24 protein-coding genes are annotated in these 25,258 nt (G+C 63.7%); 13 read left to right on the top strand and 11 right to left on the bottom strand.

The window, feature by feature from the left end; translation table 11 throughout:
• The first annotated feature begins 1 nt into the window (after window position 1).
• From KFF05_06545 to KFF05_06555, 3 genes are all read left to right on the top strand, one after another.
• Window positions 2–253 (top strand): MoaD/ThiS family protein, encoded by a 252-nt coding sequence (locus tag KFF05_06545; GenBank protein UTW53015.1) that lies wholly within the window; start codon window positions 2–4, stop codon window positions 251–253.
• A gap of 4 nt (window positions 254–257) precedes the next feature.
• The gene (locus KFF05_06550; GenBank protein UTW53016.1) at window positions 258–560 is read left to right on the top strand and encodes a hypothetical protein; all 303 of its coding nucleotides are present in this window, start codon (window positions 258–260) and stop codon (window positions 558–560) included.
• 100 nt (window positions 561–660) lie between these two features.
• Window positions 661–963, top strand: coding sequence for a ferritin (locus KFF05_06555; protein ID UTW53017.1), 303 nt, complete (start codon window positions 661–663; stop codon window positions 961–963).
• A 21-nt stretch (window positions 964–984) separates the two neighbouring features.
• On the opposite strand, the gene der is transcribed toward KFF05_06555, so the two are convergent.
• The 3 genes from der to KFF05_06570 form a co-directional block, all read right to left on the bottom strand.
• Entirely contained in the window at window positions 985–2,391 is a 1,407-nt protein-coding gene (der, locus tag KFF05_06560; GenBank protein UTW53018.1) for a ribosome biogenesis GTPase Der, read from the bottom strand.
• A 58-nt stretch (window positions 2,392–2,449) separates the two neighbouring features.
• Window positions 2,450–3,775, bottom strand: coding sequence for a PQQ-binding-like beta-propeller repeat protein (locus tag KFF05_06565; GenBank protein UTW53605.1), 1,326 nt, complete (start codon window positions 3,773–3,775; stop codon window positions 2,450–2,452).
• A gap of 125 nt (window positions 3,776–3,900) precedes the next feature.
• Window positions 3,901–4,560 (bottom strand): tetratricopeptide repeat protein, encoded by a 660-nt coding sequence (locus KFF05_06570; protein UTW53019.1) that lies wholly within the window; start codon window positions 4,558–4,560, stop codon window positions 3,901–3,903.
• A gap of 185 nt (window positions 4,561–4,745) precedes the next feature.
• Here KFF05_06570 and KFF05_06575 point away from each other — a divergent pair, with 185 nt between their 5' ends.
• The 4 genes from KFF05_06575 (at window position 4,746) to KFF05_06590 (ending at window position 9,787) form a co-directional block, all read left to right on the top strand.
• Complete coding sequence (locus KFF05_06575) at window positions 4,746–5,057, top strand: hypothetical protein (protein UTW53020.1); 312 nt, start codon at window positions 4,746–4,748, stop codon at window positions 5,055–5,057.
• A gap of 54 nt (window positions 5,058–5,111) precedes the next feature.
• Window positions 5,112–5,831 carry a sel1 repeat family protein gene (locus KFF05_06580; protein UTW53021.1) on the top strand — a complete coding sequence of 240 codons (720 nt, stop codon included), beginning with the start codon at window positions 5,112–5,114 and terminating at the stop codon, window positions 5,829–5,831.
• A gap of 24 nt (window positions 5,832–5,855) precedes the next feature.
• The gene (locus KFF05_06585) at window positions 5,856–6,713 is read left to right on the top strand and encodes a type 1 glutamine amidotransferase (GenBank protein ID UTW53022.1); all 858 of its coding nucleotides are present in this window, start codon (window positions 5,856–5,858) and stop codon (window positions 6,711–6,713) included.
• Between the two features lie 497 nt (window positions 6,714–7,210).
• Window positions 7,211–9,787, top strand: a complete 2,577-nt coding sequence (locus KFF05_06590; GenBank protein UTW53023.1) for a HAMP domain-containing protein — start codon at window positions 7,211–7,213, stop codon at window positions 9,785–9,787.
• Between the two features lie 32 nt (window positions 9,788–9,819).
• On the opposite strand, the gene KFF05_06595 is transcribed toward KFF05_06590, so the two are convergent.
• From KFF05_06595 to KFF05_06605, 3 genes are all read right to left on the bottom strand, one after another.
• The gene (locus tag KFF05_06595) at window positions 9,820–10,440 is read right to left on the bottom strand and encodes a DNA-3-methyladenine glycosylase 2 family protein (protein ID UTW53024.1); all 621 of its coding nucleotides are present in this window, start codon (window positions 10,438–10,440) and stop codon (window positions 9,820–9,822) included.
• Window positions 10,441–10,449: 9 nt separating this feature from the next.
• Entirely contained in the window at window positions 10,450–11,628 is a 1,179-nt protein-coding gene (locus tag KFF05_06600; protein ID UTW53025.1) for an iron-containing alcohol dehydrogenase, read from the bottom strand.
• 70 nt (window positions 11,629–11,698) lie between these two features.
• Window positions 11,699–12,328, bottom strand: coding sequence for a FecR domain-containing protein (locus KFF05_06605; protein UTW53026.1), 630 nt, complete (start codon window positions 12,326–12,328; stop codon window positions 11,699–11,701).
• A 191-nt stretch (window positions 12,329–12,519) separates the two neighbouring features.
• Between KFF05_06605 and KFF05_06610 the strand changes: the two genes are divergently transcribed.
• The 4 genes from KFF05_06610 (at window position 12,520) to KFF05_06625 (ending at window position 18,002) form a co-directional block, all read left to right on the top strand.
• Window positions 12,520–13,563 (top strand): threonine-phosphate decarboxylase, encoded by a 1,044-nt coding sequence (locus KFF05_06610; GenBank protein UTW53027.1) that lies wholly within the window; start codon window positions 12,520–12,522, stop codon window positions 13,561–13,563.
• Window positions 13,556–15,325: a tetratricopeptide repeat protein gene (locus tag KFF05_06615; GenBank protein ID UTW53028.1), complete on the top strand. Its 1,770-nt coding sequence runs from the start codon at window positions 13,556–13,558 to the stop codon at window positions 15,323–15,325. Before KFF05_06610 ends, KFF05_06615 begins: the two co-directional genes overlap by 8 nt.
• 146 nt (window positions 15,326–15,471) lie before the next feature.
• Complete coding sequence (locus tag KFF05_06620) at window positions 15,472–16,905, top strand: methyl-accepting chemotaxis protein (protein ID UTW53029.1); 1,434 nt, start codon at window positions 15,472–15,474, stop codon at window positions 16,903–16,905.
• Window positions 16,906–17,039: 134 nt separating this feature from the next.
• On the top strand, window positions 17,040–18,002 hold the full coding sequence (locus tag KFF05_06625) for a tetratricopeptide repeat protein (GenBank protein ID UTW53030.1): 963 nt from the start codon (window positions 17,040–17,042) through the stop codon (window positions 18,000–18,002).
• 9 nt (window positions 18,003–18,011) lie between these two features.
• On the opposite strand, the gene KFF05_06630 is transcribed toward KFF05_06625, so the two are convergent.
• From KFF05_06630 to radA, 5 genes are read right to left on the bottom strand one after another with little or no spacing between them, the layout of a single operon-like run.
• The gene (locus KFF05_06630) at window positions 18,012–19,202 is read right to left on the bottom strand and encodes a glycosyltransferase family 4 protein (GenBank protein ID UTW53031.1); all 1,191 of its coding nucleotides are present in this window, start codon (window positions 19,200–19,202) and stop codon (window positions 18,012–18,014) included.
• Window position 19,203: 1 nt separating this feature from the next.
• The gene (locus tag KFF05_06635) at window positions 19,204–19,935 is read right to left on the bottom strand and encodes an SDR family NAD(P)-dependent oxidoreductase (GenBank protein ID UTW53032.1); all 732 of its coding nucleotides are present in this window, start codon (window positions 19,933–19,935) and stop codon (window positions 19,204–19,206) included.
• Window positions 19,936–19,940: 5 nt separating this feature from the next.
• Window positions 19,941–21,443, bottom strand: a complete 1,503-nt coding sequence (locus KFF05_06640; protein UTW53033.1) for an amidophosphoribosyltransferase — start codon at window positions 21,441–21,443, stop codon at window positions 19,941–19,943.
• A 60-nt stretch (window positions 21,444–21,503) separates the two neighbouring features.
• Window positions 21,504–22,202, bottom strand: coding sequence for a CvpA family protein (locus tag KFF05_06645; protein UTW53034.1), 699 nt, complete (start codon window positions 22,200–22,202; stop codon window positions 21,504–21,506).
• A gap of 25 nt (window positions 22,203–22,227) precedes the next feature.
• The gene (gene radA, locus KFF05_06650) at window positions 22,228–23,652 is read right to left on the bottom strand and encodes a DNA repair protein RadA (GenBank protein UTW53035.1); all 1,425 of its coding nucleotides are present in this window, start codon (window positions 23,650–23,652) and stop codon (window positions 22,228–22,230) included.
• Window positions 23,653–23,811: 159 nt separating this feature from the next.
• Between radA and KFF05_06655 the strand changes: the two genes are divergently transcribed.
• Window positions 23,812–24,360 carry a hypothetical protein gene (locus KFF05_06655; protein ID UTW53036.1) on the top strand — a complete coding sequence of 183 codons (549 nt, stop codon included), beginning with the start codon at window positions 23,812–23,814 and terminating at the stop codon, window positions 24,358–24,360.
• Window positions 24,357–25,205, top strand: coding sequence for a CoA ester lyase (locus tag KFF05_06660; GenBank protein UTW53037.1), 849 nt, complete (start codon window positions 24,357–24,359; stop codon window positions 25,203–25,205). The genes KFF05_06655 and KFF05_06660 overlap by 4 nt, the downstream gene beginning before the upstream one ends.
• The last annotated feature ends 53 nt before the right edge of the window (window positions 25,206–25,258 follow it).

The following is a 25,258-nucleotide window of genomic DNA, read 5'->3' on the forward strand; positions in this document are numbered from 1 at the left end:
CATGAAGATCCGGGTCAAGCTCTATGCTTCCCTCGCCGAACATCTGCCGGCGGGGACCAAGGGCAACGAGGCGGATCTGGAGGTTGCCGCCGACGCGACCCCGGCTACGGTCATCGCCCAGCTCGGCTTGCCGGAAAAGATGTGTCATCTGGTGTTGCTGAACGGCGTCTATGTGGAACCCTCGGCGCGGGCGGCCACGATCTTCAACGACGGCGATGCGCTCGCCATGTGGCCGCCGGTGGCGGGGGGCTGACCCCGTGGCTGGCGAAGAGGCACCCGTCATCATCAGAAAGGAAATGGCCCTGACGCGGGCGGCTTTCTTTCGCGGCATCGCCAAGGCGCTGAGCACCGAGGCCTTCGTCGAGACGGCGGATGGCGTTGTGCTGGAGCAGGACGGCAAACGTCTGGAGATCGCCTTAGGGGCTGAACGCATGCGCCGCATCGCGCTGATCGAGATCGAAGTCATGGATGTGACGCTTGGGTTCCACGGCTATACCGGGGAGGATCGAGCTGCGGCGCTGGTGGCGTTCGACCGGGCGTTTCAGCGGGGTGGGGGTTGATTAGGATAGTTTTTTAGAAACATTCTAACTTTGAGTGTTGATCCCGATGGTGTATCCACTATCTTTAATGTCCACACACGATTTGTATTAAGGAGCTCCCATGTCGAGTGAAGGTTTCCACGAACCCCTGGAAAAGCTGTCCGAAGAGACCATGGACCGTCATCGCGCCATTGTTTCCCTGATGGAGGAACTGGAGGCCGTCGATTGGTATCAGCAGCGCGTCGATGCCACCTCGGATCCGGAGCTCAAGGCGATCCTGGCCCATAATCGGGACGAGGAAATCGAGCACGCCGCCATGGTCCTGGAATGGCTGCGCCGCAGCATGCCGCAGTTCGACAAGGAACTCCGTGAAACCCTGTTCAAGGACGGCCCGATCACCGGCCATCACGGCGACGACCACTAAACCGCCGTCCGGCGGCGGGGCCTATTTCCGGTCCGCGTAGGGGTTGTCGCTCTTGCGGTAGATCAGGCGGATCGGCACGCCGTCGAGCCCGAAGTGGTCGCGCAGGCCGTTGACCAGAAAGCGGGTGTAGCTGTCCGGTAATTCGGTCGCCCGCGTGCAGAACACGATGAACGTGGGCGGGCGGGCCTTGGCCTGGGTCGCGTAGCGCAGGCGGATGCGCTTGCCGCCCTTGCCCATGGGGGCGGGGTGGACTTCCTGCATATCGCTCAACCAGCGGTTCAGGTCGCCCGTGCCGATGCGCGTGTTCCACAGGTCATAGGTTTCGGTGACCGTGGGCAGAAGCTTATCCAGCCCCTGGCCGGTCAGGGCGGAGCAGGTAATGACGGGTATGCCCCGGACCTGCGGCAGGCTGGTCTGCAGGCGGTCGCCGAGGCGTTGGATCGTCTCGCCCCGGTCCTTGGCGGCGTCCCACTTGTTGACAGCGATGATCAGCGCGCGGCCTTCTTCGATAACCTGGCGGGCGATGGTCAGGTCCTGCTTTTCCAGGACCGCGTCGGCGTCCAGCACCAGCACCACGACATGGGCGAAGCGCACGGCGCGCAGGGTGTCGCGGGTGCTGAGGGATTCCAGCTTGTCGGTGATCCGTGCCTTGCGCCGCAGGCCAGCCGTGTCGATCAGCCGGTAATCGCGCCCGCCATGGTGCCAGGAAATGGAGATTGCGTCGCGGGTGATCCCGGCCTCGGGCCCGGTCAGCATGCGGTCTTCGCCGAGCAGGCGGTTGATCATGGTCGACTTGCCCACATTGGGCCGGCCGACGATGGCGAGTTGCAGGGCCTTGGGCTCGGCTGCGTCGTCGCAGTCTTCTTCGTCGTTGAATTCCTCGAGGTCGGCGAATTCATCTTCAATGTCGTAGGCTTGCGTGCCTTCGGCGGCGGCCTCGGCAAAGGGGATAAGCCGGTCGTACAGGTCCGACAGGCCGAGCCCGTGTTCCGCCGAAAAGGCGACAGGTTCGTCCAGGCCCAGGGAATAGGCGTCGAACAGTCCGGACTCGCCGGCCCGGCCCTCGCACTTGTTGGCGACCAGGATCGACGGCGTGCCGCGGGCCCGCAGCCAGGACACGAAATGCTGATCCATGGGCGTCACCCCGGCCCGCGCGTCGATTACCATCAGCGCCACGTCGGCTTCGTCCAAGGCCCGTTCTGTCTGGCCGCGCATGCGGGCTTCCAGGCTGTCGTCGGTGACGTCCTCGAGCCCGGCGGTGTCGATCAGCCGGAATTTCAGGTCGGCAAGCTTGCCCTCGCCCTCGCGGCGGTCGCGGGTCACCCCCGGCGTATCGTCGACGATGGCCAATTTGCGCCCAACCAGACGGTTGAACAGGGTCGATTTGCCGACGTTGGGGCGGCCGATGATGGCGATGGTGAAGGGCATGACATTGGCCGGGCGCGTGTCCGATCCTGATTACCTAAACTGGGTTACGGGTACTGGGTTACTGATAAACGATCAATTCCGCGTCGTCGGACAGGAAGATGACCCGGCCGTCGGCGACGATGGGCGGCACGGAAATGCCGTCGGGCATTTCGACCTCGCCGATGAACTTACCCGAATAGGGCGACAAAGCCCAGGCCACACCATGCGATCCGGCCACGATCAGGCGGTCGGAGGCCAGGATGGGGCCGGTCCAGACGACGGGATCGCGCTGCTTTTCCGGGTTTTCGAAACGGGGCAGGGGGCGGACCCAATAGACGCCGCCGGTATCGCGGCTGACGGCGGCGACTTCGGCGTCGTTGGTCAACACGAAGATGTAGTCCCCGGCGATCCAGGGGCTTTCGATGCCGCCGATATCCCGCTCCCAGATGCGCCGGCCCGTGCGCAGGTCATAGGCCGCCATGATCCCGGAATGGCTGATCGCGATGACCCGGCCGCGATCGATGATCGGGCGGCCCCGGATATGCGACAGGGCGGAGACGATGTCCGAACGCTTCAGGGACGCCAGGGAATCCGACCACAGCAGGCGGCCGTTTTCGGCCCGCAGCGCCACCAGTTCGCCGGACGAATAAGGGACGACGACCACACCTTGATCGACGGCCGGGCTGCCGCTGCCGAGAAGGGAGGCGGACTCGGTAATGCCCGAATGATCCCAAAGCTGCTGGCCCGTGTTGGCGTCCAGGGCGAAGGTGCGGTTATCCAGGGTAATGACGAAGACCCGTCCGCCGCGCACCGTGGGGGCGGCGTGCATGGGGCCGCTCAGCACCGTGCGCCAGATTTCCTTGCCCGTCGCGGCATCCAGGGCGATGACATGGCCGAACCCGGTCGCGGCATAGACGCGGCCGCCCTCGGTGGTGACGCCGCCGGATAACAGACCATCGTCGGCTTCGGCCTTGGGCGCCAGTTCGACGTCCCAGATGGTGTCGCCGGACTTCATGTCGACGGCATAGACCTCGGACTCGGAATCCATGGTGAAGATGCGCCCGCCCGCGGCGACGGGGGAGCCGAGAATGCGTAACTCGTCATCAACGCCCTTGCCGACGTTCGTGCTCCAGGCCTTGGTGATGTTCTCCGGCACCAGGATGTGGTGCATGGCATGGTTCGGGTAGCCGCCCGGCTGCGGCCATTCCGGATTTGGCGAGGGGGCCGGTAGCAGGATCTGATGATCCTTCAATTCGGCATCGGCCGCCAAGGTCCGCTGATTTGTGAGGATCGCGATGCGCGTGCCCGGCAGCGGGACCTCTTCCTTGGAAAACAGGTCTGTCAAATAAGTGCAGCCGCCGACACTTAAGGGCGCCGCCAGGGCGATGGCGATGGACAATGCCATGCCTCGGGCCGTGCCGCGCGAACAAGCCCGCAGGCCCCGTTCCCGGCGATTTCCGCTATTCGGCGCAGCCATACCGATTGTTCCCCTGTTCCCCGTGGCCTACCCTGATTAATTCAGGGGCCCTTTTAACGCAATATCGTTAACAATTCCGTTGCGCGTTGGCGCATGCGGGCCGGCGTTTCCGCATCCTTCGACAGGGTGCTGTAGATTTCCACTGCCTTGGCCTTGTCCCCGGCGCGAAGCGCCAGCGCCGCCGCCAGTTCCTGGGCGCTGAATCGCCACGGATTGCCCGCCTCCATAAGCGGCATCAGGCGGTCCTGAACCTTTTTGGGATCGGCGCTGGGGTCATTCACTTCCAGCCCAGCCGCCAGGACCACAGCAAGGTCCTGATACAGTTTTCCGGCCCCCGTGTCCGCCGCGATGGCGTTATAGGCGGCGATGGCCCCGGCCGTATCACCGTTCTTGGCGCGCAGTCCCGCTTCCTGAATGCGGGCAAGCAGGCCGTAACCGCCGCCTTCGCCGGACAGGTTTTTGAACGCGCCGGCCGCTGCTTCCGTGCTGCCGGTTTCGGCCAGTTTCTGGGCGGCGGCAAACCGGTCACCCAGGGTCTGGCGGGTTTCCAGGTCGTATTTGACCCAGAACTGGTACCCGGCGGCGGCCGCAACGCACAGCCCCGCCGCGACGAGAATGATCTTGCCGTAGCGGCTCCAGACCTTGTGGAACTGTTCCTGGCGCAGTTCCTCGTCGATTTCGCGGATCAGGCTGTTTTCTGTATGATCGGCCACTTTTGGCTCCCGTCGGTAACGGTTGGAATTGGCGGGGAAAATAGTGGCCTTTTCCCGCGATAGCAACTGGCGGTGGCGGGGGACGGTTATGAAGGGATTTACGGCTCCTTAACAATGATGGGCGACAATGCACGGTGGTGGCGGTCTAATGCGCCGTATCCCGTATCGAAGGGCGACCCAAGGGAATGAAACGACTTCTTGCGATTTTCACCGTCTGTTTGCTGACGGCCGGCTGCGTCGGCATTGTCGGGGCCGAGGGCGTATCCGTCATGGCGACGGATAAGACGGTCGTTGATCATGTCATCTCGTTGTCGAGCGGCAAGAACTGTTCGACCCTCCGCAAGGACCTGGGCATGACCTATTGCGAGGAGGACGAGAAGGTCCCGCAGATGAACGTGTTCTGCTACCGCACGCTGGGTGAGATCACCTGCTATGACAGGCCGGTGTACGACGGCAAGCAGGAGCAGGTCCGCCAGGGCGGCGAAAAACCCCGCTGATCGCCGTAACGGACGCTTGTCCTTAAGGGCCTGCCGTCGTTCAATGGCCGCTCCATGCGATTCCTTGCCTATACATTGTTGCTGTCCACGCTCCTGGGTTCCGGCTGGGCCGCCTGGTTCTTTTTCGGCGCGCCTGCCCAGGATGATGATCCCGAACTGACCGCGTTGAAACAGCGCGTGGCGCAGCTCGAGCAATCCGTGGAGAAGGGCGATCTGAACGCCCGGGTCGACCTGGGGTGGATCTTGATCCGCAAAAATTCCCGACTGCCCGATCCGGACCGCGCCGTCGCCCTATTTCGCGAGGCCGCCGGCAAGGGGGCCGTCAGGGCGCAATACGCCCTCGGTTGGGCCTACGCCAAAGGGCGCGGCGTGCCCGTCGACTATACCCAGGCGGCGGAATGGTACCGTGTGGCGGCGACGGCAGGCGGCGACGCCGATGCCCAGTTCGCGTTGGGTGAGCTCTATTTCCGAGGCCTTGGCGTGGCCAACGACTACGGCCGCGCGATCGACCTGTACCGCGCTGCTGCGATGCGCGGCCATCCGATCGCTCAATACCTCATGGGCGTCATGTACCAGGAAGGTTGGGGCGTGAAACGCGATCTGGTCGAGGCCTACAAGTGGCTGACCTTGGCAGCCCCCCATGCGGCGCGCATCCAGGCCCATAACCCTCAGTTCGACCCCCGGGGGCAGCGTGAGCAACTGATGGTCAAGCTGAACCGAACCCAGATCAATCTGGCTGAACGCAGGGCCCGTGAGATGACGACAGGCAAATGAGGAACAGGGCATGGGGGATTTAACATGACCGCGCCGACGCTGCGTCTTCTCATCATTGAAGGCAACACGGCGGCTGGTAACGCGGCCATGGCGGCTGCGGGGGCGGGCAGCAATGCCGATCAGTACGCGGATGCGGTCCGGCGCTCGGTCCCTGATGCGGACATCCATGTCGCCCATCCCGCCGATGGAGCGGTCGTCCTGCCGGCGGGGGCGGCCTTAAGTGATTTCGACGGCGCGATCCTGGGGGGCTCGGGCCTATTCGTGCGCGCCCAGGGAAATGCCCCCGAGGTTCAGCGCCAGGTTGATCTGGTGCAGGCCCTGTTCGAGGCCGGCGTGCCGATGTTGGGAAGTTGCTGGGGGCTGCAGGTCGCGGTGGTTGCCGCCGGGGGCGACGTGGCGCCGAGCCCCAACGGCCGCGAGGTCGGTATCTGCCGCGCCATCACGCTAAGCGACGCGGGGGCTGTGTTTCCCATGTTCGCGGGAAAGCCGGGAACGTTCGACTCCCTCGCCATTCATTACGACGAGGTCACCCGCCTGCCGTCCGGCGCCGCCGTGCTTGCCGCCAATGCTCACAGTCCGATCCAGGCGGCGGCGTTCACCTTCGGAAAAGGCGCGTTTTGGGGTGTCCAGTATCATCCTGAATTTTCATTTCCCCACATGGCGCGGCTGATCCGGCGCTACGGCGCAGACATGGTGACGCAGGGCATCTATCCCGATCAGGCGGCCATGGACCGGGAGACCGAGGCCATGCTGCGCTTGGATGTCGATGCCGAAGAGCCGGTGGCGAACCTGGATTTTGGTGAAACGGTAACGGATACGTCGATGCGATGTCGGGAAATCGACAATTGGCTGCAGTTTTGTCGAAATGAAAAATCGAACTGAATGCGGTGTTGGTGGTCAATTTTTTAGTTTTTTGCGCATTAATTATTAGGATAATATTATTTAAAATAAATATATAAATTATTTTTCTTAAGAAATTTAATATTTATAATTATAATATAATAAAATTAACCATATTAATTATTTGTATATTTAAAATATTAATTTGGTCATAAAAATTACTGGATGTTTTGTATCTAGTACTTTTGTATAGCTAGGATCCCTTGAAGATTCAGGGGTACCCTTTGGCCATGCTGGGGAATTGGGAGTGGCATTCATTTCATGGACACACAGGGGCTTGTCATATCTGCGTCCGTAATCAGGGCAGAGGTGAGGTGTTCCTGATGGCATTCAGCCGGATGAGGAACTCGTCTGTTTCGAAACTGACGAGATTAGAATTTTCGCATAGGATGCATGGCCCTTGAGGGGGAGGACTGCCCGTACCTGCAGGAAACAATGTGGGACGGAGGATCAAATAACCAAGAAAAGGGTTTGGGACGATGAATGACCAAGAAAAGCCCGTCGCCGAGGATGCGGTGGAGGCCCCTTCCGTGGACGAGGTGGGGCCGGAATCTGCGCCTGATGAGGTGACGGCGGAAGTTGAAGATCACGCGGCCGTCGATGATGCCGCGACGCCGGATAACCTGGGGCAGGAAACACCTCCCGAAGAGCAAACCGCATCACTGCCTGGGAGGACGAGGCGTAGCGGAATGGGCATCGGGGGACGGCTGCTGTTGTCCGTTCTGGCGATTTTCGCGACGACGGTTGTCGCCATTGTCATCGGGTGGGTGTCGATGACCTCGTCATCGAATACCTTGAGCGAAATCTCTCATGTGAAATCTCCGGCCGTGGCGGATGCGCTTCGCCTTTCGGAAACGGTCGCGCGCATTACCTCCATCGCGCCGGCCCTGGTCGCCGCGAAGACGACCGATGAACGCGAAAATATCGCCGCGCGGGTACAGTCGATCTTCGAGCAATTCGCCGGGATCGTCGCCAGTGCCAAGATCGGCGCCGAGGTCATGACCAATCTGCAGTCCGGTGCCGACGAGTTGAAGGCGCTGCTCGGTGAGATCGAGGCAAAGGTCACCGAACGCAATAGGCTGGCCGGCGCCCGCGTCGCGTCAATGGAGAAATTGCGGGCCCTGCACAAAGAATTCGCCGTCGGCGCCGCCGGGATTATTGACGACGTGACCTTCAATCTTTCCCTCGGCGTCGAGGCCGTTGATGTAACCCAACCGGGCGCGTTGCTGGAATTCGTCGAGTCCGGGGTGGAACCCCTGGCGGCGGCCATGAACGTGAAGGCGGAAGCCAACCAGATCGTTGGTCTGCTGGGCAATGCGGCGACGGAAACCCAAAGCGAAAACCTGCAGTCGCTGCGGGAACGCTTCCTCACATCAAAGTCACAATTCCTGGACGCGATGTCGCTGACCGGTGAGTCCGATGCGGCGCAAAACCTGGCCGATCAAGGCGGCAAGTTGCTTGCCTTTGGTGTCGACGAAGGCAATGTCTTCGACAACCGCATCGCCGAACTGAAGACGCAGGATGACATCGAAGCCCTGATGGCCAAAAGCCGCGAGCTTTCGGCAAAATTCAGCGACGACATCGCAGGCGTGGTCGATGTGGCGGAAACGCAGATGGCAGAAGAGGCGGCGGCGGCGGAAGCCTCCGCTGCGGCGAACAAGAAGGTTCTCATGTTCCTGGCCGGGTTCTCGCTGCTGATCGCCGCGGGGGTCTACCTGATGTACGTGCGCCGGCTGGTGGCCCGCCTCGTGACCCTGTCGGGCAATATGGTGGCGCTTGCCGATGGTGACCTGACCATCGCGGTTGATACCCACGGATCGGACGAGATCGCCTCCATGGCCGGCACGGTTCAGGTGTTCAAGGAGAACGCCCAGGAAGTGAACCGCATGGCGTCGGAGCGCGAGATCGAAGACCGCCGCAACCGGCGACGGTTGCGCAGTCAGGTTTTGGCGCTCAATGCCGCGTTGGAGGAAGAAGTCGCCAAGGCCGTTGATCTGGTCAAGGAGCGGGTATCGACGGTCGAGAACTCCGCCCGCTCGGCGGCGGACCTGTCGCAGTCGGCCCATACACAGGCCTCGACCGTGGCATCGGCGGCCGAGGAAGCGACGATCAACGTGCAGACCGTCGCGTCGGCGGCGGAGGAACTCTCGGCCTCGATCAACGAGATTTCCTCTCAGGTCGGTCAGTCGTCGCAAATCGCGCGGCAGGCGACCGAGGAAGCGGACCGCACCAACGCCCAGATCCAGGGCCTGGCCCAGGCGGCGGAGAAGATCGGCGAGGTCGTCAGTTTGATCACCGACATCGCCGAGCAGACCAACCTTCTGGCCCTCAACGCCACCATCGAGGCGGCCCGCGCCGGCGACGCCGGCAAGGGCTTCGCCGTGGTCGCAAGCGAGGTCAAGAACCTGGCCAATCAGACCGCCAAGGCGACGGAGGAAATCGGCAAGCAGATCGGCGACATTCAGTCGGCGACGCAGAACAGTGTCGAAGCCATCGCCGGCATCACCAAGACGATCTCGGACATCAACGAGATTTCATCGTCGGTGGCGGCGGCGGTCGAACAGCAGGGCATGGCGACCCAGGAGATCGCCCGCAACGTGGAGCAGGCGGCATCGGGCACCCAGGAAGTGTCGTCGAACATCATCCAGGTGACAGAGGTCGCGGGCCAGTCCGGCGACGCGGCGTCGCAGCAGTTGGAGGCGGCGGCCCAGGTCAAGTCGGGCATCGACCACATGAACGAACGCCTGTTGGAGATCATCCGCGACAGCCAGGACCCGGACTATTCGACGCGCCATCCAATGGGGCAGACGGTCACGGTCACGGTGGCGGGAGTGGCCAAGGAGACAACGTTGCACAGCCTGTCCATGGGTGGCGGTGTGGTGCTCGACCGCGGTCTTGAGGTTACGGAAGGCGATACCTTCACCATCGATCTGCCGGATCTTGGGACTTACGAGGCTTCCATCGTGGCCAAGACCGAAGATCATACCCATGCCCGTCTGGATATGAATGACGCGGATGCGGAGCGCCTCATGGCGTTTGTCAGGGGCCTGGGTTAGATCGTCATTGCGGAATTTGGGGCCGCCGGAAGTTATACCTCCGGCGCGCCAGGTCCGCCCGTGAAGCGGTAGTAATACCACAGCATCAGGGCCGCGGTGGACCGCCACGGCCGCCAGCGCTCGGCGATGACGGCCAGTTCCTTGGGCTTGGGCCGGGCGTCAAGGCCCATCAGGCGGGCGGCTGATTCCGCCAAGGCCAGATCACCCGACGGCATGACGTCGGGCCGTCCCAGCGCGAACATCAGATAGATTTCCGCCGTCCATTGGCCGATGCCCTTCAGCCGGGTCAGGGTCTCCAGGACCTCGTCGTCGGGGGCGTGGTGCAGGGCGTCGAAATCCAGTTCGCCCGACACCACGGCGTCGGCCACGCCGCGGATGTATTTGACCTTCGGCCGGGACAGGCCGAAGGCGCGCAGGTCATCGTCGGTCTTGGCGAGAACGGCCTCGGCGCTCACCGTGCCCAATCCGGCTTCGACCCGGCGCAGGATGGCGGCCCCGGCATGGGCGGATACCTGCTGGCCGATGATGCTGGCGACGATGGCCGGGAATCCGTCCGGGCGGCGGCGGGGCAGGGGGGCACCGGCTTCGGCATAGGCGCGGGCCATGTATTCGCATTGGTCGACCAGTTCCAGAAGGCCGGGTGTGGCGGGCATGGCGGTGTCCTATCCCAGAGTGCCGGAAAGGGCGCGGACCATGACGCCGCGCAGTGCCGCCGCGTCCACGGGTACCGGGTTTTCACGCGCGGTGACGTCGGCGGCGGCGGTTTCCGACAGGGCATTCAAATCGTCCGTGCCGACCCCAAGGCCGTCCAAGGTATGGGGAATGTCGAAGGTGTCGCGGATCGTCAGTGTCCAATCCATCAGGCCGGTGAAATCGGCCCGGGGCAGACCCATGCAGCGGGCCAGTACGGCGCAGCGTTCGTCGATGGCTGCCCGGTTGTGGTCCAGAACATAGGGCAGCACCACGGCGTTGGTCAGGCCGTGGTGGCTGTCCTTATGTGCGCCGATGGCGTGGGAGATCGCATGTACCGCGCCCAAGCCTTTGTTGAAGGCGACGGCGCCCATGGCGGCGGCGGCCATCATCTGGCTCCGCGCTTCGATATCGTTGCCGTCGGCGACGGCGCGCGGCAGCCAGGCGGCGATCAGGCGCATGCCCTCGGCGGCGATGCCATCACACAGGGGATTGTAGGTGGTGGCGCAATAGGCCTCGATACAATGAACGGCGGCATCCATGCCGGTCCAGGCGGTCAGGTTCGCGGGCAGGCCGGTGACCAATTCCGGGTCGCATATCACCGTGCGGGCCAGCAGGTTTGCGTGATAGAGGATGCGTTTGGTCCGCGCGTCTTCGTCGGAGATGACGGCGGCATAGCCCATTTCCGACCCGGTGCCGGATGTCGTCGGCACGGCGATCAAGGGAGCGATGGCCGTCCCATTGATTTCCCGGTAGCGCGGCCCGCCCACGGCATAGTCGAGGGCGGGGCCATCGTGGTCGGCCTGCAGGGCGATGGCCTTGGCCGCATCCATGGCGGATCCGCCGCCGATGGCGATGATGCCGTCGTGCCCGCCGTCCCGAAATGCGGCGGCCCCGGCAGCGACGTTGGCCGCCGTGGGGTTGGATTTGACCTGGGAAAACACCTCGCCGTCTAGGCCCGCGTCGGCCAGGGAGGCTCCGGCCGCGGCGACGATGTCAGATGCCGCTAACCCCGCGTCGGTGACGATCAGGGGTCGCTTGATGCCCAGACGCGCCGTCGTCTTACCCAATTCGATCAGGCGCCCAGGTCCGAAGCGCACGGTGGTGGGAAAAGGCCAGATGGCGGACAGGCGGGCAAGGTCGACGGTCATGGAGAAAGGCATCCTGTGAGTCAGTTACGGGGCGCCAGTTTCCCCAGGCCGGGGTTAAATGTCCACTGCCCTAGAAATCGACCGTCGCCAGCGCGCGGGTCACCTTCGTCTGGGCCCAGGTGATGGGGGGTGCTGGCGGCTGGTTTTCCGATGGGATGCTCGTCCCCTGGCCGACGGTGTTCAGTTCCACCGTTCCCGCCCGCGTGGTGACCGTGACGGCGGTGCCCTCCAGCAGGGCGACCTCGAACGTCGTGTCCAACGTGCCGCCCCAAACGGTGGTACCACGGATGCCGATGGTTGCTGTGTTGGTGGCGACGGTCATGGCGTCGGGGTTCCGTGCGGCAATCGCGCCGGACGCCGCCTTGAACGCACCGGAAAGAAGACGCAGGGTGATATTTTCCTTGGACGGCGCATCCTCGAAATCCGACAGCGCGAAGGTTGCCCGTTCGCCCAAGGTCACGACCGACCCGTCGCGCAGGGAAAATTCAAGACGGGCACCTGCGCCGGTTGAAATCACGTCACCGACAAGAACGTTGCTGCCGACCATCAGGGGCCGGGGTGTCGCATCCTGCATGGCCATGGCGCCGTCTTTCAGGCGCAGGACTTTGCCCGCGACGTCGCCCTCGGCAGCCTGCGCCGCCGGCCCCGCGATCATCAGGAACAGGGCGGCCAACAGCCCCATGGCCAGTGTCCTGCGCATAAGCGATTCTCCTTCTCTCCCGGATCGGCACAACCGCCGAGACGACCAACATCATCGTCCAATTGGGCGACAATGTGGCCTACCTTGGGGCTTTCGTCCATGGTCGGGAGGGTGTTAGTGATCCTGCGGGGCGGCCCGGTATGGGGTGGCTGCGAAATGGGGATAGACTGACCCGCAGATAGGGAGCATCCGTGCCACAGCAAGACGACGAATTCGGGGTTGAAGGTCACGGTGGTGACCTCGCTGCTGCCACGGTGCGTTTCGGCGCGCCGTCGGCCGGCTGGATTGATCTGTCCACGGGCATCAATCCGACGCCATATCCAGTGACCGAGCTATCGTCCGATGCTTGGACGCGGCTGCCGCAGTCGACCGGCCTGAAGGCCCTGAAGACGGCGGCGGCGGATGCCTATGGCGCCGCCGGGCCGGAGTTGGTGGCCTGCGCGCCGGGGACCCAGGCGTTGATCCAGGTGCTGCCCCGGGTGCTGGGCGCATGCCGGGTGGCGGTTCTCGGCCCGACCTATGCCGAACATGCCGCGGCCTGGCGGGCATCGGGAGCGGAGGTGGAAGACCTGGCGGATCTGCCGCCGCCGGATCGCTCATTGGTGTTGATTAATCCCAACAATCCGGACGGCCGTGCGGTTGATCCGGAACGGCTGACGGCCTGGGCCCGTGACGCGGCCGAGGCCGATCACTGGCTGATCGTTGACGAGGCCTTTGCCGATGTCCGCCCGGACATTAGCCTTGTCCCCGCCCTGCCTTTGACGAACGTCATCATCCTTCGATCCTTCGGTAAGTTCCATGGGCTTGCGGGACTGCGCCTGGGCTTCGCCCTTGTCATGCCGCGCATGGCGCGCCGACTGGAAGCGGATATGGGGCCCTGGGCCGTGTCCGGGCCGGCCCAGGAAATCGGCGCCCGGGCACTGTCCGATCAGGTCTGGGCGGCGGCGGAACGCGCTCGTTTAGCGGGCCACATGGTCCGCCTTCGAGGTCTTCTGACCGGCGCCGGTCTGGGTGTTGTCGGTGGCACCGATCTGTTCGTGCTGGCTGATCATGCCGACGCTCCGGCCCTCTACGATCATCTGGCGGGGGCGGGGATCCTGGTTCGGCGGTTCCGGACAAATTCAAACTGGCTGCGGTTCGGCCTGCCGGGAGAGGAAGATCAGTGGCAACGCCTGGAAAAGGCGCTTTCGGCCTTCGCCGGAACCGCGCCGATCCTGGACCGTCGTCATGGCTGAGACGATGGATGCCCTGGCGCGGGGGATCGCCCGCCATCAGGCCGGCGACCTGGCAGCTGCCGAAAAAGCCTACCGAGCGATCCTTGCCGACCATCCTGATCATGCTGATGCCCTGCACCTTCTGGGGCTGGTGTTCTATCAAAAAGGCGATGCGGCGACAGCCATGGAGCATATCCGCCGGGCCATCAAAACCGATCCCCGCGCGGCCATGTATCACGCCAACCTGGGGCGGGTGCTGATGGCCCAGGGGCGGGCGTCCGAGGCCGCGGAGGCCTATCGGGATGCCGTGGCATTGACCCCCAACGACGCCGCCGTGCATTCGGACATGGCGGCCGCCTTGGTGACCGCGGGTGATTTCGATGCCGCGCGGTCGCGCGCACGGCTGGCCCTGGAACTTGCTCCTGATCTGGCGCCGGCCCATCTCAATCTGGGTCTCGCTCTGCAGGGCGGCGGGGCGTCGGCGGCGGCCGGTGCCGAGGCCTGCTTTCGGCGGGCGGCGACGCTCGACCCCAATTTGGCCGACGCCCATCAGGCCCTGGGCCAATTGCATCAGGGGCGCGGCGAGGACGATGTGGCCATGGAATGCTACCGTCAGGCGATCCAGGCAAACCCCGGCATGGCAGAGGCCCATTGCAATCTGGGCAACATCCTGCGTGAACGCCTGGATCTGACCGCCGCCATGGCCCAGTACGATGCCGGCCTGTCGGCGGCCCCCGACATCGCCGCCCTGTATGCCAATAAGGGCGTGGCGCTGCACGAACTGGGGCGCTTCGACGACGCATTGCTATCCTATGACCGTGCGCTGGCGCTTGATCCGGAGGATGCGGAATGTCGGCGTAACCGCGCCATGACTCTGCTGTTGCTGGGCCGCTTGGCGGAAGGCTGGCAGGCCTATGAGGCGCGCTGGAACACGGCCCGTTTCAAGGGTCAGGGCCGGGGTGGAAAGGTGCCGCGCTGGACCGCCGCCGAGGCCGAACCCGGGGCGACGGTTCTGGTGCGGGCGGAACAAGGGTTTGGCGACACGATCCAGTTCGCCCGCTACACGGCGCTGCTGGCGGCAGCTGACCAGCATGTCATCCTGGAGTGCCCGGCAGCCTTGAGACGGCTGATGACGTCCCTTGATGGGGTCATTCAGGTGGTCGAGCAAGGGGACGACAGGCTGCCCGGCCATGATTATCAGATCCCCCTGATGTCGCTACCGGCTGCCTTCGCCACCGACCTTGCGACGATCCCCGCCGACGTGCCTTATCTTCGGGCTCCCGATCAGGATTGCGCCGATTGGCGCCGACGCCTGGACAAGCTTGCGGGCCCGCGCATCGGCATCGTCTGGAAGGGCAGCCCCGATCACCCCCGCGACCGGGTGCGCAGCCCCGGTCTGGCGCCGCTGTTGCCCCTGTTCGACCTGCCGGGAGTGGTCTTCGTCTCGCTGCAGAAGGATGGCGGTGACGCGGATCTGGCCGCCCATGGTGCCGATGCCGTTGTCGATATGACGCCGGACCTGCGTGACTTCGCCGCGACGGCGGCGCTGATCGAATGCCTTGATCTTGTCGTGACCTGCGATACCGCCGTCGGTCATCTGGCCGGGGCGTTGGGAAGGCCCGTGGCGATGATGTTGCCCCAGGTGCCTGAATGGCGCTGGTTGTTGGACCGGGATGACACGCCTTGGTACCCGACCATGCGACTGTTCCGCCAACCGGCCGCCGACGACTGGGAGGGTGTGGTCAAATCCCTGGTTTCTTATATCCGCCGACATTGGTTGTGAATTCATAACAATACATTCGTGAAATAACCCCCCTGCCATGTAAAATTTTGGACGAACACTTGGCGTTCGAAGAAGATCGTGGCACCCTTTTTCGAACGCTATGTAAGCTACCGAAAAGAGTGGCTGTTTTGCATGGGGAGGTGCAAATGACCGACGTCCAGAGCAGGGCGGAGGCTGATATCACGCCGTCCGCAGCCCAGCAGATCGACTACAACGCATTTGCCAACGAAATCCTGAAACGGGTCGAGGATCTGAGCCTGGAACTGGCCGATGTGGCCGGCGATGTGGAATCCATCACAAGTCACTTCCAACAGCAGACGGATATGGTCGATCAGATGCGACAGAAGGCGCAGGAACTGATAGACGCCTTCAATCGCATCGACGCAGCCGGTGGCGATACCTCGCGGGCGGCCCAGGAAGCCGGGTCAGTGATGAATGACTCCCGCGAACAGGTGACCGGCGCCGTGTCGCGCATCGCAGCCTTGGTCTCTTCCGTGACCAACATCGAACAATCTCTGGGCGTGCTGGAAAATTCCCTTTCCGGGGTGACCAAGATCACCCAGGACATCGAGGCCGTATCCAAGCAGACCAACCTTCTTGCCCTTAATGCCACGATAGAGGCGGCCCGCGCGGGTGAGGCGGGCAAGGGGTTCGCGGTCGTCGCGGGCGAGGTCAAGGCGCTGGCCAATCAAACGGGCAAGGCCACCGGCGCCATCGACGAGGCGGTCGCTGATCTGGCGTCCAACGTGTCCGGGCTGATGAACACCAGCCAGAAGACCATCGGTATGGCTGAGGAAGTGAACGCCGGCGTCGGCCAGATCAACAGCGCCGTCGACGGCATCGGTCAATCCATCGGCACCGTGGAAAACCAGATCGCCGAAATCGTCGGCGCATCGTCGTCGTCGCGCGAGCAATGCAACGGGTTCATTAACGAGATGGAGCGCCTTGTTTCCAGCTTCAAAGAAACAGGCGATAAGCTGCAAACGGCGGAACAACGCGTCAGTTCTTTGCTGGAACGCGGCGAAGGCATGATCGGCCAGATCAATCAAGCCGGGCTTGAAACTTCGGACAGCCGCTTCATTCGGGAAATCCAATCCCGAGCCAATGAGATCGCCCGTCGCTTCGAAGCCGCCTTGGACTCAGGTGAGATCACCGAAGAGGCCCTGTTTTCGGAGGCATATGAGCCGATCCCCGGCACCAACCCGGAACAATGCATGACGCCCTTCGTTACGCTGGCTGATCGTCTGTTGCCGGACATCCAGGAGCCTATGCTGACCTTCGATGACAAGGTCGTGTTCTGCGCCGCCGTCGACCGCAATGGGTTTTTGCCGACCCATAACCTAAAGTTTTCGCAGCCCCAGGGCGATGATCCCGTGTGGAATAACGGTAACTGCCGCAATCGGCGCCTGTTCAACGACCGCACGGGCCTACGTGCTGGCCAGAACACGCGGCCTTTCTTCCTGCAAACCTACCGCCGCGACATGGGCGGGGGAAATTTCGTTCTGATGAAGGACCTGTCGGCTCCGATCACTGTACGCGGGCGCCATTGGGGTGGGTTGCGCCTGGGCTACAAAATCTAAAGCGCTCAGCCCGGCCTTGTTGCCTTCGTGCATTGCGCCGGGGGCGCCTCATCTGTTAAGTCCAGCCTTGGAATTCATCCTTCCGGGCCGCCTTCCGGCGGTCCGGCGGCTTCGCCGATCGGAGAGACGTGAGAATGACAAGGCTATTGGTGCGCCTGGCGGCCATTCTGTTGCTGACGGTTGCCGTGATCTGGCCGTCCGGCCCCGCTCAAGCCCAGGCAGCCCAGGATTTCGAAGCCGGCGTCGCCGCGGCCAAGGCCGGCAGTCTACAGCAGGCGATCGACCTGTTCACCAAGGCGATCGACGCGGACACGCTGAACGATGGTGACCTGGCACGGGTTCACAACAACCGGGGCGCGACCTATCGACGGCTGGGCAATATCAATGCCGCGATCCGCGATTTCTCCCGGGCCATCAAGTTGCGCCCCAAATATTACCGAGCCCATGTCAACCGGGGAGCAGCCTACGGTGATGCCGGGAAATTCAAGGATGCGGAAGAAGACTATGCCGAGGCGGCCAAGCTTCGCCCCCAGGAGATGACGACGTTCATGGAACGGGCAAAGACCCGTGCCCAAAGCGGCCGCCTGGATACCGCCATTCTGGACCTCAACGAAGTCCTGCGCGTGCAGCCGCGCAACCGTGAGGCCCTGGTTCTGCGCGGCAAGTACTATCGATCCCAGGGTGATTATAAGCGGGCGCTCGGTGATTTTTCCTTGGCCATCGAGTTGAAGGGTACGGAATCCGATTATTTCACCGAACGGGGCCTGACCCAGGCCTATCTCGAAGACTATCCGGCGGCTCTGTCCGACATGAACATGGCGGTCAATCTAGGCGCGGGTGATCCGGAAAACTTTTATTACCGGGGGCTGGTCCATGGCGCGCTCGGCAATCATGTCAGCGCGATCGAGGATTACAGCCGCGCCATCGCGCTTAAACCGGGATATCTGGCGGCGCTTTACGCCCGCGCGCTGGCTGCCCTGGGCGCGGGCGACGCCAAGATGGCGCGGGCTGACGCCCTCAAGGTTCTGGAACTGGACGCGGCCCATGGCGGCGCTGCTCGGGTGATCAAGACCCTGGACGAACCGCCGGTTCGTTGACCGCAGCATTCAAGGCGTCAGTCGATCCAATTCCGTCAACAGCCTGCCGATCTGGTTGCGCCAGGACCAATCCTGCATGAAGGCGTTGGCGGCCTGTCCCCTGCGGCGGGCTTCCGTGCGGTCCTGATAGATCGCCTCCAGGCTCTCGACGATTTCCTCCACATCGGGCTCGCGCCAATGGTCAGATCCTTGCGGGCCGAAGGCGACGGGCGTCTGGCGGGTCAGCGGATAGCAGTGATCGTCGGTCCCTTGTGCGCCGATCAGGTCCAGGTGTCCGCTGTTGGCCGACAGCACGCAGGGCAGACCGGCGGCCAAGGCTTCCATGGCGACCAGATTGGTGCCGCCTTCACAGCGGTTGGGAAACACGGTCGCGTCGCATTCACGCAATAGCGCCGGCATGTCGGCGTTGAAGGTCGGGCTGAGGTCCATATGGGCCCCTTCCGGCACGCCCTGGGCGCGGACCCAGTCGTTGATGCAATTGGGGAACGGCTGGTCCATGGCGGGCGGTCCGCTGACATGGGGGCTTGCCGCCATATCAGCCATGATTTCCGGCCAGGGGTTCAGCCAGACGGTGACCAGAAGGGCGTCCGGATGGCGGGCATGGAACTTCTTGAACGCGGCGACGACCAGATCCTGGCCCTTGCGCAGTTCCAGCTTGCCGCCGGAAAACACCACGAAGCGGTCGCCGAACCGGCCCGTGCGCGGACCGGGGGTGAAGGCGTCGGGGTCGATGCCCTGGAACACGCAGCCGACGCGGGGAAACCCCAGGTCGCGCAGGATGTCGGCGTTCCAGGTCGACCCTGCCATCATGATCTGGAAATGGGCGTTGCGGGCGACCACGTCGTCGCCAAACACCATGTTTTCGAAGAACGTGAAGCCCACGTTCGGCTCGCCCCGAAAACGCGCGGCGGCGGGCGGCTCCTCCAGATTGTTGCCGAGGGAATGCAGGACATGGACGCCACCCAAGGTTACATTCCCCTGCGCGGCGCCGACCTGTTGTTCGATCTGGCGCTGTTCGGCCATCAGGGGCTGGAAAAGGGTGCGATCGCTGGCGTCAATCAATTCCGGTTGCATGGCGAACAGGGTGACCGGTTTGGGCGTCCCCCGGCGCAGAACTTCGCGCAGCAGGTTGGCCCCGAACACGCCCCAGCCGTGAACGGCGGAAGGCGGCCAGGTCAGGGCGATGGCGTTGACTGCCATGTCAGGTTTCCGCTGGGGTTTCCTTCGCGGTCACGATCTCGCCATGCAGGGTGCAGGCGGGTTCGCACAAACGCACGAAATCATCTGTGATCGAGGCCGGGTCCTTGACCGTTTCCGGGTCTTCACCGGGGAAGGCGCGGGCGCGCATGTTGGTCCGCGTTGCGCCGGGGTTGAGGATGTTGACCTTGACGTTGGTCGTCACGGTTTCCTCGGCATAGATCCGTGTGGCCATTTCCAGCGCTGCCTTGGACACGGCATAGGCCGACCAGTAGGCGCGCGCCTCGTGCCCGACCGTGGAGGTGACCATCACCACGCGCCCGGCGTCGGAGGTGCGCAGCAGCGGGTCGAACGAACGGATCAGGCGCCAGTTGGCGGTCGTGTTGATAGCCATGACCTGATCCCAGACCTTGGGGTCCGTATGGGCCAGCGGACTGAGGTTGCCCAGCATGCCGGCATTGCCGACCAGGATGTCGAGCTTGCCGTGGCGATCGAATAGGGCGGCACCCAGGCGGTCGATGGCGTCGAAATCGGTCAGATCCATGGGGACCAGCGTGGCGTTGCGGCCCGATGCGGCGCGGACCTCGTCGTCCACTTCCTCAAGCGCGCCGGTGGTGCGGCCGATCAGGATCAGTTCCGCGCCCTCGGCGGCGAAGCGTTTTGCCACGGCGCGGCCGATGCCCCGGGTCGCCCCGGTGATCACTGCGATCCGGTTTTCGAGACGGCCGCCCGACAAAAGCCCTAGCCCTCTTCCAGAAGGGAAAGCTGGCGTGGGCCCCGGTCCGCTTCGCGGTCGGTCAGGGGAATGGGATACTCGCCGGTGAAGCAAGCGTCGCAATAGCGCGGGATTTCCATGTCGCGGCCAACCTCTCCGACAGCCCGGTAAAGTCCGTCCCAGGAAATGAAGGCCAAGCTGTCGACGCCGATGATGTCGGCCATGCCTTGGAGGTCGTGCTGGGCGGCGAGCAGTTGCGAGCGTTCCGGTGTATCGATGCCGTAAAAGCAGGAATGGGTCGTCGGCGGGCTGGAAATCCGCATGTGGACCTCGGTGGCCCCTGCGTCGCGCACCATTTCGACGATCTTCACGGACGTCGTGCCGCGGACGATGGAATCGTCAACCAGAACGACGCGCTTGCCCTTCAGTTCGGCAACGTTGCCGTTGTGCTTCAGGCGCACACCCAGGTGGCGGATGTTATCCGTCGGTTCGATGAAGGTGCGCCCGACGTAATGGTTGCGGATGATCCCCAGTTCGAAGGGAATTCCCGTCTCGCGCGCGAAACCGATGGCCGACGGCACGCCGGAATCCGGCACGGGCACGATGACGTCCGCCTCAATGGGGGATTCATGGGCCAGTTCAGCGCCGATGCGCTTGCGCACTTCGTAGACGTTCTGCCCTTCGATGATGGAATCGGGGCGCGCGAAATAGATATGTTCGAATATGCAGAACCGACGTGTGCGGCTTGTGCCGAAGGGGTGGTAGCTATTCACGCCATCGGCGTCGATGACGATGATTTCGCCCGGCTCCACGTCGCGGATGAAGTCGGCGCCGATGATGTCCAGCGCGCAGGTTTCCGATGCCAGGATGTGGGAATCGCCCAGCCGGCCCAGGACCAGCGGCCGCACGCCCATGGGGTCGCGTACGCCGATCAGCTTTTTCTGTGTCATGGCGACCAGGGAATAGGCACCTTCGATCTGGCGCAGGGCGTCGATCAGCCGGTCGATGACATGGCCGGCGTCGCTGACGGCCATCAGGTGAATGATGACCTCGGTGTCGCTGGTCGACTGGAAGATGTTGCCCCGTTCGACCAAGGCCTGGCGCAGTTGATAGGCGTTGGTCAGGTTACCGTTATGGGCGACGGCCAAGCCGCCGAAGATGAATTCGGCGAAAAGGGGCTGGATGTTGCGGATAAACCCGCCGCCGGATGTTGAATAACGCACATGGCCCATGGCAACGCTGCCCTGCAGGCGGGCCATGGTGTCCAGGTCGTTGAAGTTGTCGCCGACGAGGCCAAGGGCCCGGTGGCTGTGGAACTGTTCGCCGTCGTAGGCGACGATCCCGGCCGATTCCTGGCCTCGATGCTGAAGCGCGTGCAGGCCCAGCGCCGTATGCGCGGCGGCGTCTTCATGGCCGTAGATGCCGAATACGCCGCATTCCTCGCGCAGCTTGTCGTCGTCCCAGGGGCCGGCTTTGCGATGGGCCGACGCCGTGAAGGGAGAGGCGGGCAGGAGCAAGGGAGAATTCATGTCGGGTATGTACTCCGGATTGGATCGCTTTTCATCGTTATTTTGCTCCGGCGGGCCCGATTATTTGCTTTGGCCGGTGGCGTTTTCGATGGCGCGGTCCATGATCGCCCGCTCTTTCGAGCCATAGGCGTCCTTTGGTGTGGTTTTCCCGCCGTCCGCCGGCGGGGTGAACAGGCGTTTGAGGGCTTCGCCCTCGGTCTTCGGGACATTGGGCATGCGTCCGGAAAAGCCCGAGGGGGCGGCTTCCTTCAACTTGTCTTCCAGGTTTTCGGGAATCAGGCCGCGCAGGGTGTCAGATCCCCGTAAAATCAGGGGCATGGACTTGGCCTCGCGGATCCATTTCGGCTGTTCCTCGGGCGTCATCAGGAATTCGATGCCGAGGTAAATCAGGCAGACCATGAGCCCCCCCCGCACCAGGCCGAACAGAAAGCCCAGGGATCGGTCGAGCACGTTAAGCGAACTTTGCTGGATGTGCCGGGCGATGGCGCGGATGATGAAGGACAGGGAAAACAGGGTGAACACGAAAACCACGACGCCGGCCGCCAGATCCGCCGCAAGCTGGATGGGGATCAGGTCGCGGGCATAGGGCTGGACATGGGGAAAGCCGTAGATGGTCGCGAAGATGGCGCCGATCCAGCCGCCGATCGACAGGATTTCGTGCATGAAGCCCCGGGCATAAGCGAACACGGCGGATACCAGCAGCACCGCGAGGACGGCAAGATCAACCACGTTCACCGGCAGGTCCTTGAGGGTTTCCATGTCGCGGTTCGCTTCCGGCGCCGGGTCACGAAGCGGACCGGGCGGGCTGCCTGGGCGCAGCACCTGTTTCGAATAGGGTTACAAGGTCGTCCAACCGTTCCAGCGCCTTCACCGTCAGGCCCGCGTCGCGGGCGGCCGCCCCTTCCTTGCTTTTGCCCCGGACCTTCGGCACGAAGGCGCCGGTAAAGCCCAGTTTGCCGGCCTCTTTCAGGCGCACATCCGTGCGGCTGACGGGGCGGATTTCCCCGGACAGGCCGATCTCGCCGAACACCACCGTTTCCGGCGGTAGGGCCACGCCCGTCAGGGACGACACCAAGGCCGCGGCGACGGCAAGGTCCGCCGCCGGCTCACCGATGCGAAGTCCACCGGCCACGTTTAGGTACACGTCACATGCCCCCAGCGCAAGGCCGCACCGGGCTTCGAGAACGGCCAGGATCATGGACAGGCGGCCGGAATCCCAGCCGACCACGGCGCGCCGCGGCGTGCCCAGGCTGGAATGCGCCACCAGGGCCTGAATTTCGACCAGCACCGGCCGTGATCCCTCGATTCCGGCGAACACGGCGGAACCGGCCTCACGGCCGTCGCCATCATCGCGGTCGCCCAGGAACAGGGCCGAGGGATTAGTGATTTCCTTGAGGCCGCCGTCGGTCATTTCGAACACGCCGATCTCGTCGGCGGGACCGAAGCGGTTTTTGACGGCGCGCAGGATGCGGAATTGGTGGCCGCGCTCGCCCTCGAAATACAGCACCGTATCGACCATGTGCTCAAGCACCCGGGGGCCGGCAATGGTGCCTTCCTTGGTCACATGGCCGACCAGGATCAGGGCGAAGCCCCGGCGCTTGGCCAGACGGATCAACTCCTGGGCCGAGGTCCGCACCTGCGCCACCGTGCCGGGGGCCGATTCCAGGGTATCGACGAACATGGTCTGGATGCTGTCGATGATGACCAGATCCGGGCCGCCGGGGGCGTCCAGGGTGGCCACGATGTCGCGCACGTTGGTCGCCGCCGTCAGCTGCACGGGGGCATCAGACAGGCCCAAGCGCCGGGCGCGCAGGCGAAGCTGTTCGACCGCTTCCTCGCCCGAGATATAGGCCGTCGAGTGATTGGCGGCCAGTTTGGCCGCGACCTGCATGAGAAGGGTCGATTTGCCGATTCCCGGATCGCCGCCGACCAGCACGGCGGAGCCCTGCACCAGACCGCCGCCGGTAACCCGGTCGAACTCTTCCATATTGGCGACCCAGCGGGGCGGTTGGGGGGTTTCACCCTTCAGGCCGACGAATTCGATCCTGCGGCCTTTGCGTCCGGTGCCCAGGCCCTTGGGCGTGGCGTCACCTTGGGATTCCTCGACCAGGGTATTCCAGGCGTCGCAGCCGTCGCACTTGCCCGACCACCGGTGATGGACGGCGCCGCATTCCTGACAGACGTACTGGCTCGCCGGGCGCTTGGCCAATGGAACCTTGCCTTTCCGGGGTGATCGAGATGGGCAGTTCGAATTTGCTTCTCATATCGCGTGGGGCGGGCAGGGGCAAGGCAAACCCGGGCTGACGCCAGTTGCGAATCTTGCCCGTCGCCCGGTTTGCCGCCATAAGAATGCGGTCGGGAGGACATCATGAGCGACGATAACGACGCAGCACCGGAGCTTACACCGGAGGCCGCCGAACGCCATGTTGAGCGGGGCATGGTATTAGCTGACCGCATGGATCTGGACGGGGCGCTTGCCGATTTCGCCGCCGTTGAGGCCGCTTTGCGGTTTTCCCACGATCCGGCGGCGCGTGTGCAATGGGCACGATCTCTTAATGGCCTCGGGTTCATCGATCTGATGGATGCCAAGACGGCGCGGGCGGCGGTTTCGGAACTGGATCAAGAGACCGAACGGGCAGTTCGCTGGGGGCTGAAACAGGCGCTTGCGCGGTTCGATCAATCTCTCGCAATTCAGGCTGAACCTGCCTATCGAGCCGATGCGGCAGGTAACAGGGCCTACGCCTTGGCCTTGCTGGGGCGCACCAATGATGCGCGGGAGGCCTTCCGCCGTCTGTTCACGGAAGGTGGGCGCGATGCCTATGACGGCCAGGTGCGGGATATGGAACGCCACGCGATCCCTGAGGACCGGGCGGTCCGGCGGTTAATCGACGAAATCTGGGAGGAAATTGCAGAATGACATTACGGCGAAGCGTGCTGTTTTATCCGGCGCTGAGTGTGGAACGTTGGGACGAGGCCATGGGCTCGGGGGCCGATATGGTCGTGTTCGATCTGGAGGATGGCACCGTGCCCGCCCGCCGGGCCGAAGCCCGCGTCGCCGTACTGCCGCTGTATGCCGGGCAACGCAAGGAAGGCCAGCCGCTGCGCCTGCTCAGGGTCAACAACCCGCGCACGGAGGACGGCCTGCGCGATCTTCTGGCCGTGGTTGACTGCGCCGATGCGCCGGACGGCCTGATCCTGCCCAAGATCGAACACGCGGAGGAAGTGCGCTGGGTCGCGGACGTCCTGCGCCCGCGCCATCCCAATCTGGAACTCGTGGTGCTGATCGAAAGCCCGCGCGGGATCAAGAACGCCATGGAAATCGCCTGTTCGACCGCCGGGCGGGACGGCCCTCAAATCACTTGTCTGTTCTTGGGTACGGCGGACTTTTCCGCCTCCATCGGCTCGGACCTGGGATGGGACGCGCTGGCCCATGCGCGGGCGGAAACGGTCCTGGCGGCGCAGGAAGCCGGGATCGATGCCATGGATGGCGTGTGGTTCGACCCGTCGGACGAAGCAGGGTTGATCGATGAGGCCGGGCGCATTGCAGCCATGGGCTTCACGGGAAAGGCGTCCTATGACCAAGTCCAGATCCCGCATATCCACGCGGCATTCACGCCAACCCCGGCGCAGGTCGATTGGGCGGAACGGGTGCTGACCGCCGCCGCCGCCGATCCCTTAGGCACGGCCCGCGTCGACGGAAAGATGGTCAATGAATCCATCGCCCGCCGCGCCCGGCGTATTCTTGATCGCCGACCGGCGTAGGCTAATCTCCGGGGCAGTGTTCTTGGCCCTCTGGACGGGGGTTAAGGGACGCG

This window comes from bacterium SCSIO 12827, assembly GCA_024397995.1.
Classification (GTDB): domain Bacteria; phylum Pseudomonadota; class Alphaproteobacteria; order Rhodospirillales; family Casp-alpha2; genus UBA1479.